We start from the raw sequence: 18819 nt of genomic DNA on the forward strand, positions 1-18819 counted from the left end.
CTTATAATATGAAGTGAATTGACAAACAGGAAAGTTAACCAAGTGCCCATTATCATTTTTGGATATTTAGGCAGCTCTTCAAAAAACCAAAAGAATCGTAGTTTGCTAAATCAAAATAATAAAAGTCCCTATCTATGTTGATAGGAACTTTTTGTGGATTTTGAATAAAGTTTGATAAAAATCCTGTTGGATATGTACCGGGATTTTTACATCTTCAACTAAAGGGGCAGAAGAGTACGGGCCTGTTGTTTTTGAATAATCAGGTTTGTTTTTCAGTAATAAAAGATTTTACGGTTGGTGGTTCATATGTATTAAATTGATCAAGTAGGCCATTTGGTTCTACATCTACCAGCGCCATAGAACGGTATTTTTCATGCAGGAACTGTTCATCAGACATATGATTAAATAAAGCAACAAGAGGATCATAATAATGATTAATATTTAACAATCCACAAGGTTTATGATGAAGTCCTAACTGAGCCCAGGTAAAAATCTCAAAGAACTCTTCTAATGTTCCTGGCCCACCTGGCAAAGCTATAAAACCATCGGCAAGTTCTGCCATTTTTGCTTTTCTTTCATGCATGGAGTCCACTACAATTAGTTCGGTTAGGTTCTTATGGGAGATTTCTCTTTTTTCTAGAAAACTAGGCATTACTCCAATTACTTTTCCACCAGCTTCCAAAACGGAATCTGCAACTGCCCCCATAATTCCTACACATGCTCCCCCATATACCAGTGTAATATTACGTTTAGCCAGTTCTTTACCCAGCTTTTTTGCAGCTTCTAAATAGACATTAGATGCTCCTTTACTTGATCCACAAAATACAGCTAGAGTCTTCAATTAATATCACATCCTATTAAGTAGTCTTCCTTACTTATCATACAGAAATATGGGAATTTTGTTAAACTTAAATGATTAAAATGGAAGGTGGATTAATATGAACGTAACTGAATTTCAACAATGGGTAAGAGATTATTATGAAGCAAGGGGCTGGTCTGAATTGAAGAAACTGGCGAGGTCGCACGGGCTATTCGCTCACTTGAGATTGGCAGGGATAGACCAGATGAAGTAAGTGGTTCGTTTGAGGAGAATAAACAGGAGTTAACCGAAGAATTAGGAGATGTGTTAGGTAATTTAATTGTGATTGCGAACAAGTACAACATCCCTTTAGAAGAAGTATTTAATGCCCATAAAAAGAAACTATCTGAACGCTATTCTAATGCGAATAGCGTATAGAATCATAATTAAGTAACCTGATAAAGTTAAGCAGTTGAACCAGTAAGAGGAATCATATAGTACCTTGAAGAATTTATATAGGAATATAAATAAAGTAGAGGTGATTAAATGCAAATTTTATTGATTCGTCACGGTGAATCAGAAGATGACTTTTTAGAGAAGGATTACACAGGTTCTACTGATTTACCATTAACAAGTAAAGGTCTCATTCAAGTTAAGAAAATGTCTAATCGTGTATTAAACGAGTTTCCACCAGATTTTATTTGGAGTAGTACTTTGAAAAGAGCTAGTAAAGCAGCTGAGATTCTATCCAATACTATCGGTTGCCCAGTGGAATACTTAGATGACCTTATAGAAAAGCAAGAAACTGAGAGTAAACTAGAATTTAGGGTTCGTGGTGAACAAATTTTTTCTTTTATTAAAGAAAACAGTAAAGAGTTCAATAGAATTGCTATCATTTCACACGGTGGAATGATAACTAAAATTATTGAAAGTTTTCTGCAATTACCAACAGTTAATAATAATGTATGGTTTAATTCTGATAATACAGGAATTCATCTCCTTGAATATATTAGGAACGTGCAACTTATCCGATTTACTAATAGTACATCTCACTTAAATTAATATAGCTAGAAGGGCAGATTAGTTGAGGTAGGAGTTAATGCTAGAAATAGGTCAAATGTGAAATGAAAAAAAGGAGGGGCAAAAATGACTTTCTATATCGCCTTTCTGCGAGGGATTAACGTAGGTGGACACAATAAGATAAAGATGCAAGAATTAAGGAACTTATTAACAAATATGGGGTTAGATAAAGTTAATACTTATATTCAAAGTGGAAATATTGTATTTCAGTCTGAGGAAAATGCAGAACAATTACAACATCAAATTGAGCAAGAGATTAGAAATTATTTTGGTTTTTGAGTAACCGTTATCTTGAGAACGGTTACAGAGTTGGAACAGATTATTAACAATTGTCCATACCCAGTTAACTTGTTATTGGAAGGAGAGAGTGTGCACCTTTCTCTCTTGGCAAAAGAGCCTTCAAAGGAAGGTATAAATCATTTACTCGACCTTAAAAGTGAAATGGAAGAATGTTATATAAAGGGTAAAGAAGTTTATCTATATTTACGTCAAGGTGTTCGAAAATCCAAGCTCTCTTCACAGCTTCAAAAGTTAGGTCTTCCAGCCACAGCACGTAATTGGAAAACGATCAAAAAGCTTGAAACCATGGTAAAAGCGATGCAATGAGTAGTTTGAAGAAATTCAGATAAAATAAGTTATTCAACAAACCAGTGCTTTACTTCATTATTAGGAGCTGATCAGCAGCTCCTTTTCTTATGGATTAAAGGGAAGTATAGGTTGAAGAAGGATCATTTTTAGTACCAACTATTAATACCAGATGATAGAATTAAATGAATAGTTAGTAATAAAATATTATTATTGTTATGGGGGCCTTAATGATGTTAGATATTCAAAAAATTAAGGAAGTAATTAGACATCGTTATCCATTTCTTTTAGTGGATAGGATTTTGGAATTAGAAGAAGGAAAAAGAGCAGTTGGTATAAAAAATGTTACAGCAAATGAGGATTTTTTTAACGGGCACTTCCCCAATTATCCAGTTATGCCAGGTGTATTAATTGTAGAGGCATTAGCTCAAGTAAGTGCAGTTGTGATGTTAACTAAAGAAGGAAACCAAGGACGATTAGGGCTTTTAGCAGGTATAGATAAATGTCGTTTTAAACAGCAAGTAAAACCAGGGGACCAACTCTTTCTTGAAGTTGAAATCACGCGATTAAAAGGTCCTATTGGGAAAGGCAAAGGTATAGCTACAGTTGATGGGGAATTAGTTTGCGAAACAGAAATAATATTTGCATTTGGTGATTAAAAGTTATTAAATTTTGGTAAAAGTTTCCTTCTGGAAGCTTTTTTTGTTTAAGAAGGGTACAAATTTCATGTCAACTCTTTTTTTAAAAACATATTTCATAGGCGATGACACACGTACTGATAAGGGCTCTTTCGAAGTTCACTTTAATAAACAAGAAAACTGCCTTTAGTATTCATTTTTCACATCTATCACTATGTTTAACTTCGAAATTAATGATGGAATTCTCTTCGTATTTTCTACAATTTAAACGTATTTTTGAGCGGGATTTATTACAAAGCTACAAAAATTCCAAAATTTTTTGTCCACACAATATGGACAACTATAATTTTTTCTATTATTATGATTCTTATAACTATTAGTACAAAAGGATTTCGGTTACTTCTTCATGTATTTTTGGAGAGGACACATGTATTTTCATGAAAATGAGTAAAATTCAATATTCTTAAATGCAATGTTTGAGAATAGAGGTAAATCATAAAAAAATCCTGCATTTATTCCAACCATCAATAAGGGGGTATATGAAATGTCTAGTGAAATATTAAATCAATTTTTGAATGAAAATTTGGAAGATTTAAAAGAAAAGGGACTTTACAACGTTATTGATCCGGTAGAAGGTCCAAATGGTCCGGTAATTACCATTGCAGGCAGAGAGTTAATTAATTTATCATCCAATAACTATTTAGGTTTAGCAACAGATCAGAGATTAATAGAGGCATGCATTGAAGCAACGAAAAAATATGGGGTCGGATCCGGTGCGGTTCGTACGATCAACGGAACGTTAGATATTCATGTCAAATTAGAAGAAAAGCTTGCCGAATTTAAACATACAGAAGCAGCCATTGCTTACCAGTCTGGATTTAATTGTAATATGGCAGCGATTTCAGGAGTGATGGATAAACATGATGCCATTCTTTCAGATGAACTGAATCATGCTTCTATCATTGATGGATGTCGATTATCTAAAGCAAAGATCATTCCCTTTAAACATTCCGACATGGACGATTTACGGACAAAAGCACGTCAAGCAAAGGAGTCCGGATTGTATAACAAAGTCATGATCATTACCGATGGAGTTTTCTCGATGGATGGGGATATTGCCAAGCTTCCTGAAATTGTGGAGATTGCCGAAGAGTTTGATTTAATTACGTATGTTGATGATGCGCATGGTTCGGGTGTATTAGGTAATGGTGCAGGAACAGTAAAACATTTTGGGTTATCGGATAAGGTGGATTTCCAGATTGGAACATTATCCAAAGCCATTGGTGTTGTAGGAGGCTATGTAGCAGGAAAGAAAGATTTAATTGATTGGTTAAAAGTGAGAAGCCGTCCGTTTTTATTTTCAACGGCTGTCACACCAGGAGCAGTTGCAGCTTGTATAGAAGCCATTGATATTTTGATGAATAGCTCAGATCTTCAAAATAAGCTGTGGGAAAACAGCAATTACTTGAAAAAGGGCCTAAAAGAATTAGGGTTTGATATTGGAGAGAGCGAAACACCGATTACACCTTGCATAATAGGAGATGAAGCAAAAACACAGCAATTCAGTAAGAGGCTGAATGAAGAAGGTGTGTATGCTAAATCTATCGTGTTTCCTACCGTTGCAAAGGGAACAGGAAGAGTGCGGAATATGCCGACAGCTGCTCATACAAAAGAGATGCTGGATCGTGCATTAGCCATTTATGAAAAAGTAGGAAAAGAGATGTCGATTATTTAATAAGGAATTGCTTGCTGCAGAGTGAAAAGGGGAGGGATTTTTGATGAAAAAGATCTTAGTAACAGGGGCTTTAGGTCAAATTGGTTCAGAACTAACGCTGAAAATGAGAGAGATTTATGGATTTGACAATGTCATTGCAACAGATATTCGAAAAACGGAGAGCGATGTTGCCCAATCAGGTCCATTTGAGATTTTAGATGTTACAGATGAAAAAGCGATGTTTAATATGGCAAAAAAACATGAAGTGGATACGATTATTCATTTAGCTGCATTATTGTCAGCAACAGCTGAAAAGAAGCCTCTTTTAGCTTGGCATTTAAACATGGGCGGATTGGTTAATGCTTTGGAAGCGGCACGAGAACTTGATTGCCAATTATTTACACCTAGTTCTATTGGCGCGTTTGGTCCAACCACGCCTAAAGATTTGACTCCACAAGACATCATTCAACGACCGAATACGATGTACGGAGTGAATAAAGTATCCGGAGAGTTATTATGTGATTATTATCATCATAAATTTGGGGTTGATACGAGAGGTCTTCGATTCCCGGGACTGATTTCGTATGTTACACCTCCTGGCGGTGGCACAACCGACTATGCAGTTGAAATTTTCTATGAAGCGATTAAAAATAAGAGATATACTTCTTACATTGCTGAGGGAACGTATATGGATATGATGTATATGCCTGACGCTTTAGCTGCCATCATTACATTAATGGAGGCAGATGCCTCAAAATTAAAACATCGGAATTCTTTCAATGTGTCTGCTATGAGCTTTGATCCGGAGCAAATTGCAGCCGAGATTAAAAGGCATATTCCGGAATTTGTCATGAATTATGAGGTCGATCCTGCAAGACAATCTATTGCCGACAGTTGGCCTAATACAATAGATTCAACTTGTGCAAAGGAAGAGTGGGGATTTAAGGCGGAATATGATTTGGAGAAAATGACGAGGGATATGCTGATAAAGCTGAGATTAAAGTCACTTTTAGTTACCGCATAAATAAGCTACTAGCCGAATAAAAGAGTTGTAAAACTCTTTTATTCGAGTTACTATATTCAGATGTTTTGAATTTTTTTTAAACGTTATGTGATGCACTTTTTACAGCCATTAAAAAGTAAGCGCTTTCTATTGGCGTATAAAATTAAACAATCGGTCGATATGCCGTGCATCAAATTTCGACTATTAGTAGTGTAGGGGGAATTGGAATGGCCAACAAAGATTTGAACAGGGAGTTGAAAGGTCGTCATATTCAGATGATTGCTTTGGGCGGTACAATTGGTGTTGGTTTATTTATGGGTTCAGCCAGCGCAATCAAATGGACAGGTCCGTCCGTAATGTTAGCTTATGCAATCTCAGGGATTTTTATATTTTTGATTATGCGTGCCATGGGGGAAATGTTGTATTTAGAGCCAAGTACGGGTTCATTTGCAACATTTGGTTATAAGTATATTCATCCATTAGCAGGGTATATGACTGCATGGAGTAACTGGTTCCAGTGGGTTATTGTTGGGATGGCTGAAATTATTGCAGTTGGGACGTACATGCAGTATTGGTACCCGGATCTTCCTGCTTGGATTCCAGGGTTAATCGCAATGGTGATTCTTGGAGCAGCGAACTTAATTTCTGTTAAATCCTTTGGTGAAATTGAATTTTGGTTTGCACTGATTAAAATCGTAACAATTATATTAATGATTGTTGCAGGATTTGGACTTATTTTCTTTGGAATTGGTAACGGAGGAGAAGCGATAGGGTTATCAAATCTATGGGAACATGGTGGTTTATTTACAGGCGGTTGGAAAGGGTTCTTCTTTGCTCTTTCACTAGTTGTTGCAGCGTATCAAGGTGTAGAACTAATCGGGATTACAGCTGGGGAAGCGAAAGATCCGCAAAACACGATAACTAAAGCGATTCAAAGTACCATTTGGCGTATTTTAATTTTCTATATCGGTGCGATTTTTATTATTGTAACCGTTTACCCGTGGGATCAGCTAAGTTCAATTGGTAGCCCATTTGTTGCAACCTTTGCGAAAGTTGGTATTACAGCAGCAGCTGGAATTATTAATTTTGTCGTAATCACAGCTGCAATGTCAGGCTGCAATAGTGGTATCTACAGTGCAGGACGTATGCTTTATACTTTGGGAATAAATGGACAAGCGCCAAAATTCTTTGCGAAAGTATCTAATAGTGGTGTCCCTTTATTCGGTACGTTCGGTGTGATTGTTGGGTTAGCAATTGGTGTTGTTTTAAGTTATGTTGCACCAGAAAATTTATTTGTGCATGTATACAGTGCCAGTGTACTTCCTGGTATGATTCCGTGGTTTGTCATTCTGATTAGTCAAATTCAATTTAGAAAAGTAAAAAGTGCTGAAATGGTCAATCATCCATTCAAAATGCCTTTTGCACCTGTTACAAACTACTTGACCATAGCTTTCTTAATTATGGTATTAATCGGAATGTGGTTTAATGATGAAACACGTATATCGCTTATTGTAGGAATTGGTTTTCTAGGTATCGTTGTAATTAGTTATTACGCTTTTGGAATAGACAAACGTATACCAGTAGAGGCTGCTCAGACAGATGATAAAGTGGCTAACCTCTAATTCACTTTGGATTTTAAATTATTGATTTACTTCAAAACCAGGGTTGCTACGGCAGCCCTTTTTTTTGAAATGAAATGCGTAGGTTAGTTCTATAAGAGTAAAGATAAAAGATGTAAACAAGGCAAAGTGGTCGACCAATTTGAGATCAATGGTTATATCCATATTCATAAAAAAGCAGTCTAGGCATTAATCCTAGACTGCTTTTTAAAATACATTATTTATTTAATTAATCTACTTGATGATTAAGACGGAATTTCAATATGCTAGCGGCATACCCTATGAATCCTCCAACAATAGCTGGAATAATCCACCCTAGTCCTACCTCGTACAAAGGAAGAATTGCATTAAAGAAATTATTAATGGATGAAATGTGTATACCGGCTCCATTTAATCCATCAAATAAACTAACAATAAAAGTTAAAAGTAAGCTACCTTGATAAACTTCAGCCTTCCCTTTAAATAAAGAATGAAGGAATGTTAGGAAAATCAATACAATAGCTAATGGATAAATAGCTGTCATTACAGGTACAGAAATTGCAATTAACTGTGTTAGTCCAATATTGGCAACTATTGCACTAAAAATCGATAAACTAATAGCAATTGTTTTGTAAGGTACCTTTGGAAACAGTTTATGGAAGTACGTCGAGCAAGATGTAATGAGTCCTACGCTCGTCGTTATACAAGCTACTGTGATCATTAATCCCAATAACAGCCCACCATATGCTCCAAAGTAGTAATCCGAGACTTTTGCTAAGACAATGCCTCCATTATCCAAGTGTCCAAATTTCTCAACACTTGAAGCACCCATGTAAGAGAGGGCTGTATAAAAGGTAGCAAGGATAACGGCAGCAATTGCAGTCGCTTTTCCACAAACGATCATTATTTGTTTTTTTGTTTTAGCACCTTTTTCTTTAATGGCATTAATGATGATGATACCAAAAACAAAAGATGCAAGAGTGTCCATTGTTAAATAGCCTTCTCTAAACCCATTGAAAAATGGTTGAACCGTATAGTTTTTGGCAGGTGCTTGAAAATCCCCAATTGGATTAACGAAAGCTACTACTACTAGGATTCCGATGAACGTTAACTTGATGGGGGTTAAAATTTTCCCCACAATTTCGACAAATTTCGCAGGATTGAGCGAAAGAAGGCACGAAATCGTAAAAAAGATGATGGTGAAAATAAGTAAAGGAAGCGGCCCAGCATTTTCGGGTAAGAATGGTTTTACACCTATCTCAAAAGAAACGTTTCCTGTTCTAGGCATTGCGAATAATGGACCGATTGCTAAGTAAAGAACGGTTGTGAATACAATCCCAAACACAGGATGTACGCGGCTTGCTAATGATTGTAAATCATCTTTTCCAGAAAAACCAAGTGCCAACACACCTAGTAACGGTAATCCAACCCCTGTTACTAAAAAACCAGCATTAGCAGTCCAGATATTCATTCCTGCTGATTGACCAAGCATCGGCGGGAAAATTAAATTTCCTGCCCCAAAGAATAGCGCGAATAACATGAAACCAATCACTACTATAAATGAAGATGGTACTTTATTAGACAAATTAAAACCTCCATGATAACTAAATTTTACTATTTTTAAAAAATATTAAATTTTCTAAAAATTAAACACGAACAAAATTAATAAGAACGTATCGTATTATAACCAGATAATTTTAATATTTCAATATAAAATTTAATTTTTATTATATACCCTATTGACTAGATAGTCTACGTTGATTCCATTTAGGAATTAGTTGGCAGTATTTTATAACCGAGAGCGGCATAATTTTTTTCCAATAGTAATAAAACATTTAAAATAGGAGGTAATTTGCTTGATTTTCTAGATGGATATCGAAAGTTTGAGCGAGAGAATGTATTAGGAACTGATGTTAAAATAGAATAAAGAGAACGATTTCAAAGGGGGATAAGATTGAAAATAAAGATATTTTTTTCGTTTTTAATTTGTATAGCATTTTTAATTGGTTGTTCAAAAGAACAAACATTTGAAGATTTCTTTCACAAATCGATAGATGAAATGCACTTAGGGGAAAAGGATTATTCTTATTCGCTCGTTCATAAGCAAATGAATGTGTTGCATGAAGATGATGCCATTGCAGTATTTAAAGAAAATAATGCACAAGGGGAACAAATATTTATTGCTTACTTTGAAAAAGAAAATGATAAATGGGAATGGAAACAAACAAGAGGAGCAGAATGGAATACACCTGTTAAATGGTCTTCAATGAACCAAGTTTCATACATTTATTCAGGAGCAATTAGTGATAATTCTATTTCTGAAATATATGCAGGTGATGAACCAGCGAAAATCATCAAGGTCGAAGGTGATAAAAGGTTTTGGTATGCCATCAGTGATGTCAAAGATATAGAAGTAAAGGTAGTAAAAAAAGATGGTGCTGAAGAAATCATTGAAGAAATCGACCAAGAGCTTTTAAAGGAATGGGATAAGTAAAGTGGGATATATAAAATAAACATACGACTTACTTCAACTAACGGGTGTAATCATTCTTTAAAGAGATATGATGAAATGCACTTTTACTTATGTAACAAACAGGGCGGTTTGTTGAATAAAGTTTGATAATATAATATAAAAAACAAACTAAGTGAGGATTACCTAAGGAGAAATCGAATGAAAAAACATTGCTGTGATGATATGGCATATCACGCGAATTTCAAATGTGAAATACACGAAAACCCATTTGAATGTCCAGATAAACTTGTAATCTATTATGAAAAAGATAATGAGTACGGGTTGATAATTCACGATGGTGGTTCATCATCTGTCGAAATTTTGTTTTGCCCGTGGTGTGGTAAAAAGTTATTAGAAGGAAAATAATCAGTTGAAACCCTTGTTGATTAGTTGGTGCTCTACTTGAATAACAGAGCAGGGTTCGTTTATAAATCCTATTCCAAATGGTTTGAAACCTGTGAATTAACGAGTATTCGTGAGCATTATCGTATTAAACTGAGGGAGTTTAATAAATACTGGAGTTTTAAACGCTGGAAGAAAAATTCCAATAAAAGCGTAAATTAAAGGCAGGAAACAACTTCCTGCCAATGATCATTATTTGGTGTGGTTACTTCCTTTTTTGACTTTTCAATTTGTTCATTTCAAGTTCTGCAGCATATTCTTCTTGTGATTTTCCTTGCTTTTGACTTTCAGATTGAATTTTTTTGAATTTATTATCATTTAGATTAGGCATATAAACACCTCCTTTGAACATAAGTATTTTGTACAAACTTATGAGTATTATTCGATGATTCGCTATAAGAGGAGTAGTTGGGGATAATTCCCTTAAAGGATTTACCGGAAAATTATTTATCATTTAGGCATCAATTGTTTAACACGAAATAACTTATGAAAATGGAGGGGAATTAATATGACACAACCCGTATTAAAAATGTACAACTACCACGTGTGGGCAAATGGAGTTATAATTGATCGTTTAAAAGAACTTCCACAGGAAATTTATCATCAGGAAATTCAAAGTGGTTTTTCTTCAGTATCAAAGGTGTTGTCTCACATTTATCTCACAGATTACGCATGGTTTGACATAATCTCAGGTAAAAGTATGAATGAAGCAATGGGGTCTACGGATCAATTAAGAAAAGAGGTGGAAACGAAAAGTATTGAGGAAATGAAAAAAATATTTCTAGACTTATCTGAGCGAAACAAAGCACTTCTGAACAGTCAAAAAGATTTTGAAAAATTGATTGTGGTAGATAATCCATATGCTGGGTTGCTTGAAACTTCTATTTCTGAATCGGTACTACACGTTGTTACTCACGGATCATATCACCGTGGCAATATAGCTACCATGTTGCGTCAAATGGGGCACACCTCTGTTATGCAAGATTTTGGACTTTACCTATATTCCAATTAGAACAGAGTAGCTCAAGCACAAAATCCTTTTTAATTGGAAAAGTTCTTTCACTAACGAGTGCTCTACTTCAATAAGGGGGTTGCATGGGCAACTCTTTTTCTTATGGGGCTAAAGGTTAAGGGTAGTTGCATAAGATTTTTTTTACTTTATAATTAGTACCAGGTATTAATATCAGTTATAAAATTGATGCAATTCATAACACGAGGTGGCTATTTTATGTTCAAATCCAAAGCACGTATTACTGCGATAGGTTCTTATGTTCCAGAGAAAAGGTTAACAAATAAGGACTTAGAAAAAATGATTGAAACCAATGATGAATGGATTGTTAAACGTACTGGTATTAAAGAACGAAGAATTTCACATGAAGAAGAGTTTACTAGTGATATAAGTTATAAAGCTGTAAAGGATTTAATGGAACGGTATGATAAATCAGTCGAAGATGTTGATATGATTATTGTCTGTACCTTTTCACCTGATTTCAACACACCAAGTGTAGCTTCTTTAGTCCAAGCAAAGCTAGGTATTAAGAATACTGGAGCTATTGATTTAAACGCTGCTTGTGCAGGATTTACTTATGGGTTGCATGTAGCTAATGGATTAGTAACATCTGGTTTAAACAAGAAAGTTCTTGTTATTGGAGCTGATACTTTATCTAAACTTATGGACTATGAAGATCGAGCCACTTGTATTTTATTTGGAGATGGTGGAGGGGCAGTTCTTGTAGAATATGATGAACAACAACCAAGTTTTATTTCTTCACATTTATATTCGGAAGGAGCAGGCGGAAAACATTTATATAGTACAAACCTATCGACACGTATAAATGGTGAAGACTTAAATAATAGTGGTAACCTTGTACAAAATGGACGCGAGGTTTATAAATGGGCTGTTACTACTGTTCCAAAAGGAATGCAAACTGTGATGAAAAATACTGAATTTCATTTGAATGATGTTGATTGGTTTGTTCCGCATAGTGCAAATTTAAGAATGATTGAGTCAATATGTGATAGAAGTGGTTTTCCAATTGAGCGTACATTATATAGCTTAGTGGAGTATGGAAATACTTCCTCAGCATCAATACCATTAGCTTTAGATAAAGGAGTAAGTGAAGGAAAGCTCAGTAATGGTGAGAAGATTTTATTATATGGTTTCGGTGGTGGATTAGCACAAGCAGGATTGCTCATCAATTGGACTCTATAACGCTTTTTTTCTTCAACTAACCGATGCTTTACTTAAAAATCAAGAGCTACTGATCAGCAGTTTATTTTCTTATTGAGCTAATGGAGCCCGTTTAATTTAACAAGGATACTAAACAAAGACATCGTACTATTAGGTATGGTGTCTTTGAATTATCTTAAGGGAATTTCAAAATCTCCAAATGGGCGGAAGAACGCCTTTAGTAAGAAGTTTGGGTTGGTTAGTGATAAGTTGAATGTGGCCAAAATATCATGTTTACTCTTATATTTAGTGGGAATGCTATTTACAGTAGTATCCCTGGAATTTGAGGAGGACATTTTAACATGCTTGATGCTAAGACCATAGAAATCGTTCAGTCAACAGCACCTGTTCTCAAGGAACATAGTAAACCAATAGGAAAGAGATTTTATGAATTACTATTTTCAAAAGCGCCTGATTTGTATAACCTTTTTAACCAAACCAACCAAAAAAGAGGAATTCAACAGGAGGCCTTGGGGTATGCTGTCTATGCTGCAGGTGAACATATTACGAACCTTGAAGCGATAAAACCTGTAATTAAAAGAGTTACTGAGAAACATCGTGCCATAGGGGTAAAGCCTGAACAGTATCCGGTTGTAGGTGAAACGTTGCTTCAAGCAGTTAAAGATGTGTTGGGTGACATAGCCACAGATGAAATCATAGAGGCATGGGGAAAGGCATATGGCTATATTGCAGATGCCTTTATTGATATTGAAAAAAACCTCTATGAGGAAACAGAACATCAGCCTGGTGGATGGGAAGGATACCGAAGTTTCAATATCGATAAAAAGATAAAAGAAAGTGATGCGGTAACCTCCTTTTACCTAAAGCCTACAGACGGAAAACCCATTGCTTCCTATCATGCTGGCCAATACCTAACACTAATGGCGGAAATTCCTGGGGAGAAATATACGCATATACGCCATTACAGTCTTTCGGATTCACCTGGTAAGGATTACTACCGAATCAGTGTTAAACGTGAAGATGCCCATGGGGATGCTCCATCTGGAATTGTATCAAACTATTTACATAGACAGCTGCAAGTTGGAGATACGCTGCAATTTTCTGCTCCTGCAGGTGACTTCGAACTTGATAACACAGATTTACCTGTCGTTCTAATTAGTGGCGGTATTGGAATTACACCATTGCTTAGCATGTTAAATACCATTATAGAAAAGCAACCACAACGTCAGGTTACGTTTATCCATGCAACAAGCAACAGCCAAACACATGCTTTTAAAGAGCATCTGCAACAAATTGTGAATGATCATCAACATATAAAATCAATTGTCGTCTATGGTGCACCAACAGAAGCCGATCGGACCTCTGGCCATTTTGATAAAGAAGGATACGTGGGTTTAGACTTCCTGCAATCTATCGTTCCATCAAAAGAAGCTAAATTTTATTTCTGCGGACCTATTCCTTTTATGGAAGCAATCAATGAGGCCCTAAGTAAATGGAGTGTATCGAAAGACCATATTCATTATGAAGTATTTAGTCCACTCGCTATTTTAGGAGAAAAATAAGTAAATTAAATTTGTGAATAAAAAGGATCTTTGATTGAAGGTCCTTTTTTCATGGCTAATAAGAAGAAAGGGAAGTCTTGAAATACTATTTATTACTAACACAAGAAGGAGAAAGGATTATGAAGAATAACGAAAGCGATCTCCCGACAGGATTAGCTAAACCTGCACAACGAGCACTCGCTGGAGGTGGGTACTTGTAACTTGAGCAGTTTACTAAGCTAAGTGAAGCAGAGGTCTTGCAGCTACATGGTATGGGAGCTAAGGCATCGGAGCAAATTCGTCGTGCTCTTTCTGAGAAAGGATTAGCGTTCGCCAACGGTTCTTGAAAAACCTTTGTTGTACATATTACATTAGGATGAGAGGTACTGCGGTATCTCCTTTTTTTGTTGCGAGCAGGATTATCGAAAAAAGCAACGAATAGTAGGGTAATGAACATAAAATAAACGAGTGAGGGTGAATTTGATGGGAGTTCAAGCGGAAAAGATCTTTGTTAACTTGCCTGTTAAAGATTTGAATGCCTCAATAGAATTTTTCACAAAAGTTGGCTTTGAGTTTAACGAGCAAATGACCAATGAAAATGCAACGTGTGTGGTTATCAGTGAATCTATATATGTCATGTTATTGGTTGAAGATTACTTTAAAACGTTTACCAAGAGAGAAATCCCGGATTCAGCAAAAAGTACGGAAGCTATTGTGGCATTATCGGTTAAAAGTAAGGAAGAAGTGGATGAGATCGTGAATAAAGCCCTGGATGCTGGTGGAAAGCCTTTTAATGAAGCCATTGATCATGGGTTCATGTACGGTTGGAGTTTTCAGGATATAGATGGACATCTTTGGGAGATATTTTACATGGATGAAAGCGGATTTAATCAAAATTAAATCTATTTCAAGACACAATCCTTCACTAAGGACTGTGTCTTTTTTTGAAGTTCAGTGTCGTACCTGAGTCAACATGATTGCCTGCTTGTTAAAGTATAAAATAACAATTTATACTTATGATACAATATAAGGGAAAATGTAAAGGCGGGTACAAAAAGTGACGACAATTTACGATATTGCAAAAAAAGCAAATGTTTCACCGATGACTGTATCGAGAGTTATTAATAATAAAGGAAATATCAGTGAAAAGACTAGAGAAAAAGTAGAAGCTGTTATAAAAGAGTTAAACTATATACCAAATTCAGCTGCTCAAAGTTTGAATATTAAAAAAACCAAGTTACTTTCATTAATCATAACTGACATCACTAACCCCTTTTTTACAAAGGTTGCAAGAGGCGCTGCGGATAAGGCTAATCAAATGGGATATCAGCTTATTTTATGTAATACAGATGAAAACTACGAAAAAGAAAGTGAGTATATCAATGCATTAATTTCTAAAAGGGTAGATGGCGTAATTATTGCTCCTACAGGTGATCAATCGACCAAAAACTTAAAGAAACTTATTAAAAACAGAATCCCATTTACATTAATAGATAGGCAAATTGAAGATGTTTCGTGTGATAGAGTGCTTGGAGATAACTATGAAGGGACAAAATTGCTTCTTCAGCATTTAATTGATTATGGTCATCAAAGAATAGCAATGGTTCATGGCCCACTTACGATTTCCACTTCGAAAGAGCGGTATCAGGCGTATATTGAAACGTTAAAAATTAATGATTTAAAGATAGATCCCGCTTTCCTAGTAGAGACTCATTATAAACAAGAAAAGCGATGGAATGGAATCGCTCATTTGGTTAATGTTTCTCCTGCTGATCGTCCAACAGCGATTTTTGCAGCGAATAACTTCATTGCCATTAAAATTATTAAAAGTTTACGAGAAAAAAAGATTAAAGTTCCAGAAGACATTGCCGTCGTTTGCTTTGACGATTTAGAATTATTTTCAGACTTTGATCCTTTTTTGACTGTATCTTCGCAGCCTGCTTATGACTTCGGATATTTAGGAACACAATTAGTGATTGAAAGAGTAGATGAAGTCGGTCCAGCTGATTATCGCACAATAAATTTAAAGCCTGAATTGGTAATCAGAAAATCATCTGGAACTCCTATAAAATAATAGGAGTTTTTCTCTGCTGCGGAGATTAGCACATATGAAAAAACCACCTAATAACCTAATAGAAGGTGAGCCTTTTCTATTCATTCAAATATCTGAACATGAATTATTCAAGTAATTCAGCACCGTAAGAATTATCAATTATGCAACGCCAGGTACCTGTAGAATCCTTTTTAAAAACATAGGTAGCCATTCTTTCCATTGAGAATGCCGAATCAGTCTTTTGATTGGCACTCAGTAGGGCTTTTGCTACAACTAATGCCGTATCACCTGTTTCAATTATTGCCATCTGTTCTTGATTAACAATTAAACTATGATTAAAATAATCAGCGATAGCAACGAATGCCCGACGTATTTCTTCTTTGCCTTTAGCTAACGTTCCAGGTTTTACAACTAATGTAGCATCCTCTGAATAGAAATCCATTAATTGATCGAAATCCTCGTTATTTATTGCTCGGTCTGCATTCTTTATTACTAGTTCTAACTCATGAGTTTGCATATTTGCCCTCCTATCCGATAGGTAATTTATAGGGATTCCAATTTACCCCTTAGTGAAGAATATTCGACTGTCTTGTTGAGGAATCCTTCTCTTGGCCAAATAAGAAAAATCAACTTCATTACTATAAAGCCATTTTTGAAGGGCAATCTGCCTATAGGGTAGCAATGAAAATAATTACCGTAGCAAACCATCCTAGTTATTACAGCTAAAGGTGAATTATTAGCTTTTCTATTTTGATAAAGTAAAGAAATAGAAAAAAGGCGTTAATGTGTAAAAAATGTGTCAGGCAGCAAGCATAGGCCTATTGTCTACCTTCTAATAAAAATCCCCTAATTTCCTCTAACGGTATTTCTACATTGATAGCCATTTGAATGAGTTCAATCCATTCTGTATCTAATTCTTTTACTCTGTCATTTGTCTGAAGTAACATTACCTATTCCTCCGTTGAAGAGGTAGCCCAGCTATCATAGTCAATCTGACCTTAGACCTGTTAGCTTTGCGTCCTAACCTTTCGATTAGTTTGCCGTTTTCTCATTTTATTATAGTTATATATTACTATCTAGATAGTGCTAATGTTGTCGTAAATTGTAGAAATGTAATTATTATTCTTTAAAAACAAATTGTTAATTCGATTGGGAGACCTGTTGAATGACAATAAAGATATTTAATGGGAAATAAAACTATTATATTTAATATGATTTTTTGTATTAAAGAAGGAACCATCCATTTTTAATAGAATGTAAGACTTTGATTAAGAGGAGGATGATCAGTTTGGAGAGAAGAGCTTTACTGGTATCTCGATTTCCAGAATATGAAGAAGAAATTGGCGGATGGCTATGGTGTTTAGAAGATGTTCGCCGTACTCTTTTAACAGAATTAACTGGAATCAGCCAAGGGATCCTTGATACAAAAATGGATGAAAGACAAACGATTGGCTCGCTGTTATATCACATTGCATTGGTCGAGGCAGATTGGTTATATGAAGAGGTTCTTGTTACTGAATGGGATTCTGAAATACGCTCGTTGTTTCCGTTAGAATGCCGTTCTGAGGAGGGCTCTTTAACCCATATTGAGGGACAAACTGTAGAAGAACATGTTAACCGACTTAATAAGGTACGTGAAGTGTTTCTTTCCCACTTTCGTTCAATGGATCTAACAGATTGGCGTAAACCGAGGGTTCTTGAACAATATGACGTCACACCTGAGTGGGTTGTGTACCATTTGATTGAACATGAATCACATCATAGGGGGCAGATTTTCCAATTGCTAAGCAAATTACGGAATGATTAAGATGTTAAAGAGTGGGAACTTTTTATCCATCTTTAACTAACTGATTGGCTCCAGTTAATTATCAAACCCACTAAGCGGTGGCTTGTTTATGAACATTAGCACATTATTCCGCATTACCAGCTATTTCAAGTGGTGTAGTTATTCCATTAAAGGGCGCCTTTATGAAAAAAAGAAGGTGCCCTTTTTGAATGGGACCATATTCTTGAATAACGGATAACTCTAAGATAACTGCAACTTCAGCTTTAGACTTAGCGGAAATAAAAACATCCTTTTTTGTTAAGACTTAGAGAATATATGGAGGTGCTTTAAAATGGGTATAAGAAAAATCACAACAAACTTGTGGTTTGATACACAAGCAGAAGAGGCGGCTAAATTTTACGCTTCTATCTTTAAAAATTCCAAGATTGGAAGAATCACTCACTATGGAAAAGAGGGGCATGAAATCCACGGGATATTAGAAGGAACAGTAATGACCGTGGAATTCCAACTGGAGGGCCAGGAATTCGTAGCATTAAATGGCGGTCCGCAATTCAAATTTACAGAGGCAATATCATTTATAGTCAATTGCGAGTCACAAGCAGAATTGGACTATTTTTGGGACAAACTCTCCGAAGGCGGAGACGAGAAGGCACAAGTGTGCGGTTGGCTGAAAGATAAGTATGGTGTTTCGTGGCAAATTATTCCTACGGCCCTAACTGAGATGCTAAGCGACCACGATCCAGAAAAATCAGCAAGAGTTATGAATGCAATGCTCCAAATGAAAAAAATTGACATCAAAACATTAAAGCAAGCGTATGAGGGATAAGATTACATTGTTTGAGGTATTAAAAATGAATTTCTTTGTTGTCACTTTACAAGACCATTTAATAAAAAGCTTGATTAAAAACCTGTATAAA

General features: G+C 35.6%; 19 protein-coding genes, 2 pseudogenes and 1 riboswitch. Of the genes and pseudogenes, 16 read left to right on the forward strand and 5 right to left on the reverse strand.

The features are described 5' to 3' along the window. Positions 1-259: 259 nt before the first annotated feature. Positions 260-841, reverse strand: a complete 582-nt coding sequence (locus tag JFU24_RS21360) for an LOG family protein (protein WP_056530032.1) — start codon at positions 839-841, stop codon at positions 260-262. 97 nt (positions 842-938) lie between these two features. Between JFU24_RS21360 and JFU24_RS21365 the strand changes: the two are divergent. The 7 genes and pseudogenes from JFU24_RS21365 to JFU24_RS21395 all read left to right on the forward strand — a co-directional run bounded on the left by JFU24_RS21365 (position 939) and on the right by JFU24_RS21395 (position 7441). Beyond that, positions 939-1237 (forward strand): annotated as a pseudogene (locus JFU24_RS21365) (MazG nucleotide pyrophosphohydrolase domain-containing protein). Positions 1238-1345: 108 nt separating this feature from the next. After that, the gene (locus tag JFU24_RS21370; RefSeq protein ID WP_057219775.1) at positions 1346-1861 is read left to right on the forward strand and encodes a histidine phosphatase family protein; all 516 of its coding nucleotides are present in this window, start codon (positions 1346-1348) and stop codon (positions 1859-1861) included. Between the two features lie 84 nt (positions 1862-1945). After that, a pseudogene (locus tag JFU24_RS21375) lies at positions 1946-2485 on the forward strand (DUF1697 domain-containing protein). 212 nt (positions 2486-2697) lie between these two features. Then, positions 2698-3123: a 3-hydroxyacyl-ACP dehydratase FabZ gene (fabZ, locus tag JFU24_RS21380; protein ID WP_201250430.1), complete on the forward strand. Its 426-nt coding sequence runs from the start codon at positions 2698-2700 to the stop codon at positions 3121-3123. A gap of 523 nt (positions 3124-3646) precedes the next feature. Then, complete coding sequence (locus JFU24_RS21385) at positions 3647-4837, forward strand: glycine C-acetyltransferase (protein WP_098177981.1); 1191 nt, start codon at positions 3647-3649, stop codon at positions 4835-4837. A gap of 43 nt (positions 4838-4880) precedes the next feature. Beyond that, positions 4881-5840: an L-threonine 3-dehydrogenase gene (locus JFU24_RS21390; RefSeq protein ID WP_201250431.1), complete on the forward strand. Its 960-nt coding sequence runs from the start codon at positions 4881-4883 to the stop codon at positions 5838-5840. 206 nt (positions 5841-6046) lie between these two features. Then, positions 6047-7441: an amino acid permease gene (locus tag JFU24_RS21395; protein ID WP_201223125.1), complete on the forward strand. Its 1395-nt coding sequence runs from the start codon at positions 6047-6049 to the stop codon at positions 7439-7441. Positions 7442-7667: 226 nt separating this feature from the next. Here JFU24_RS21395 and brnQ read toward each other — a convergent pair whose 3' ends face one another. Next, on the reverse strand, positions 7668-9002 hold the full coding sequence (brnQ, locus tag JFU24_RS21400) for a branched-chain amino acid transport system II carrier protein (protein ID WP_201223126.1): 1335 nt from the start codon (positions 9000-9002) through the stop codon (positions 7668-7670). 369 nt (positions 9003-9371) lie between these two features. On the opposite strand from brnQ, the gene JFU24_RS21405 reads away from it, so the two are divergent. Both JFU24_RS21405 and JFU24_RS21410 read left to right on the forward strand, forming a co-directional pair. Continuing rightward, positions 9372-9911, forward strand: coding sequence for a hypothetical protein (locus JFU24_RS21405; protein WP_201223127.1), 540 nt, complete (start codon positions 9372-9374; stop codon positions 9909-9911). Between the two features lie 177 nt (positions 9912-10088). Further along, positions 10089-10295 carry a DUF6980 family protein gene (locus tag JFU24_RS21410; protein ID WP_201223129.1) on the forward strand — a complete coding sequence of 69 codons (207 nt, stop codon included), beginning with the start codon at positions 10089-10091 and terminating at the stop codon, positions 10293-10295. Between the two features lie 241 nt (positions 10296-10536). On the opposite strand, the gene JFU24_RS30840 is transcribed toward JFU24_RS21410, so the two are convergent. Beyond that, positions 10537-10662 carry a hypothetical protein gene (locus JFU24_RS30840; protein WP_255263999.1) on the reverse strand — a complete coding sequence of 42 codons (126 nt, stop codon included), beginning with the start codon at positions 10660-10662 and terminating at the stop codon, positions 10537-10539. 177 nt (positions 10663-10839) lie between these two features. Between JFU24_RS30840 and JFU24_RS21415 the strand changes: the two genes are divergently transcribed. The 5 genes from JFU24_RS21415 (at position 10840) to JFU24_RS21440 (ending at position 16137) form a co-directional block, all read left to right on the forward strand. Then, positions 10840-11343 carry a DinB family protein gene (locus JFU24_RS21415; protein ID WP_201250432.1) on the forward strand — a complete coding sequence of 168 codons (504 nt, stop codon included), beginning with the start codon at positions 10840-10842 and terminating at the stop codon, positions 11341-11343. A 216-nt stretch (positions 11344-11559) separates the two neighbouring features. Beyond that, positions 11560-12543 carry a ketoacyl-ACP synthase III gene (locus tag JFU24_RS21420; RefSeq protein ID WP_201250433.1) on the forward strand — a complete coding sequence of 328 codons (984 nt, stop codon included), beginning with the start codon at positions 11560-11562 and terminating at the stop codon, positions 12541-12543. 320 nt (positions 12544-12863) lie between these two features. After that, positions 12864-14084 carry an NO-inducible flavohemoprotein gene (hmpA, locus tag JFU24_RS21425; protein WP_201250434.1) on the forward strand — a complete coding sequence of 407 codons (1221 nt, stop codon included), beginning with the start codon at positions 12864-12866 and terminating at the stop codon, positions 14082-14084. A 462-nt stretch (positions 14085-14546) separates the two neighbouring features. Next, positions 14547-14963 carry a VOC family protein gene (locus JFU24_RS21435; protein WP_201186602.1) on the forward strand — a complete coding sequence of 139 codons (417 nt, stop codon included), beginning with the start codon at positions 14547-14549 and terminating at the stop codon, positions 14961-14963. Positions 14964-15120: 157 nt separating this feature from the next. After that, positions 15121-16137, forward strand: coding sequence for a LacI family DNA-binding transcriptional regulator (locus JFU24_RS21440; protein WP_201186601.1), 1017 nt, complete (start codon positions 15121-15123; stop codon positions 16135-16137). Positions 16138-16240: 103 nt separating this feature from the next. Here the strand turns inward: JFU24_RS21440 and JFU24_RS21445 are convergent, their stop codons facing one another. After that, positions 16241-16633 (reverse strand): YybH family protein, encoded by a 393-nt coding sequence (locus JFU24_RS21445; protein WP_201250435.1) that lies wholly within the window; start codon positions 16631-16633, stop codon positions 16241-16243. A 301-nt stretch (positions 16634-16934) separates the two neighbouring features. Further along, complete coding sequence (locus tag JFU24_RS30425) at positions 16935-17063, reverse strand: anti-repressor SinI family protein (RefSeq protein WP_242485378.1); 129 nt, start codon at positions 17061-17063, stop codon at positions 16935-16937. A gap of 18 nt (positions 17064-17081) precedes the next feature. Beyond that, positions 17082-17168: riboswitch (cyclic di-GMP riboswitch) on the reverse strand. Positions 17169-17404: 236 nt separating this feature from the next. On the opposite strand from JFU24_RS30425, the gene JFU24_RS21450 reads away from it, so the two are divergent. Together JFU24_RS21450 and JFU24_RS21455 are read left to right on the forward strand one after the other, a co-directional pair. Then, on the forward strand, positions 17405-17923 hold the full coding sequence (locus tag JFU24_RS21450; protein WP_201186599.1) for a DinB family protein: 519 nt from the start codon (positions 17405-17407) through the stop codon (positions 17921-17923). A 310-nt stretch (positions 17924-18233) separates the two neighbouring features. Further along, positions 18234-18728 (forward strand): VOC family protein, encoded by a 495-nt coding sequence (locus JFU24_RS21455; RefSeq protein ID WP_201186597.1) that lies wholly within the window; start codon positions 18234-18236, stop codon positions 18726-18728. The last annotated feature ends 91 nt before the right edge of the window (positions 18729-18819 follow it).

The sequence above is a fragment of the Peribacillus sp. TH27 genome, from assembly GCF_016650915.1.
GTDB classification, from domain to species: domain Bacteria; phylum Bacillota; class Bacilli; order Bacillales; family DSM-1321; genus Peribacillus; species Peribacillus butanolivorans.

Bases quoted from the DNA above. Each gene is read 5' to 3' on its own strand.
- JFU24_RS21410 (WP_201223129.1), top strand. From the start codon at position 10,089: ATGAAAAAACATTGCTGTGATGATATGGCATATCACGCGAATTTCAAA.
- fabZ (WP_201250430.1), top strand. From the start codon at position 2,698: ATGTTAGATATTCAAAAAATTAAGGAAGTAATTAGACATCGTTATCCA.
- JFU24_RS21445 (WP_201250435.1), bottom strand. From the start codon at position 16,633: ATGCAAACTCATGAGTTAGAACTAGTAATAAAGAATGCAGACCGAGCA.
- JFU24_RS21435 (WP_201186602.1), top strand. From the start codon at position 14,547: ATGGGAGTTCAAGCGGAAAAGATCTTTGTTAACTTGCCTGTTAAAGAT.
- JFU24_RS21415 (WP_201250432.1), top strand. From the start codon at position 10,840: ATGACACAACCCGTATTAAAAATGTACAACTACCACGTGTGGGCAAAT.
- JFU24_RS21390 (WP_201250431.1), top strand. From the start codon at position 4,881: ATGAAAAAGATCTTAGTAACAGGGGCTTTAGGTCAAATTGGTTCAGAA.
- JFU24_RS21455 (WP_201186597.1), top strand. From the start codon at position 18,234: ATGGGTATAAGAAAAATCACAACAAACTTGTGGTTTGATACACAAGCA.
- JFU24_RS21370 (WP_057219775.1), top strand. From the start codon at position 1,346: ATGCAAATTTTATTGATTCGTCACGGTGAATCAGAAGATGACTTTTTA.
- hmpA (WP_201250434.1), top strand. From the start codon at position 12,864: ATGCTTGATGCTAAGACCATAGAAATCGTTCAGTCAACAGCACCTGTT.
- JFU24_RS21395 (WP_201223125.1), top strand. From the start codon at position 6,047: ATGGCCAACAAAGATTTGAACAGGGAGTTGAAAGGTCGTCATATTCAG.
- JFU24_RS30425 (WP_242485378.1), bottom strand. From the start codon at position 17,063: ATGTTACTTCAGACAAATGACAGAGTAAAAGAATTAGATACAGAATGG.
- JFU24_RS21420 (WP_201250433.1), top strand. From the start codon at position 11,560: ATGTTCAAATCCAAAGCACGTATTACTGCGATAGGTTCTTATGTTCCA.
- JFU24_RS21385 (WP_098177981.1), top strand. From the start codon at position 3,647: ATGTCTAGTGAAATATTAAATCAATTTTTGAATGAAAATTTGGAAGAT.
- JFU24_RS30840 (WP_255263999.1), bottom strand. From the start codon at position 10,662: ATGCCTAATCTAAATGATAATAAATTCAAAAAAATTCAATCTGAAAGT.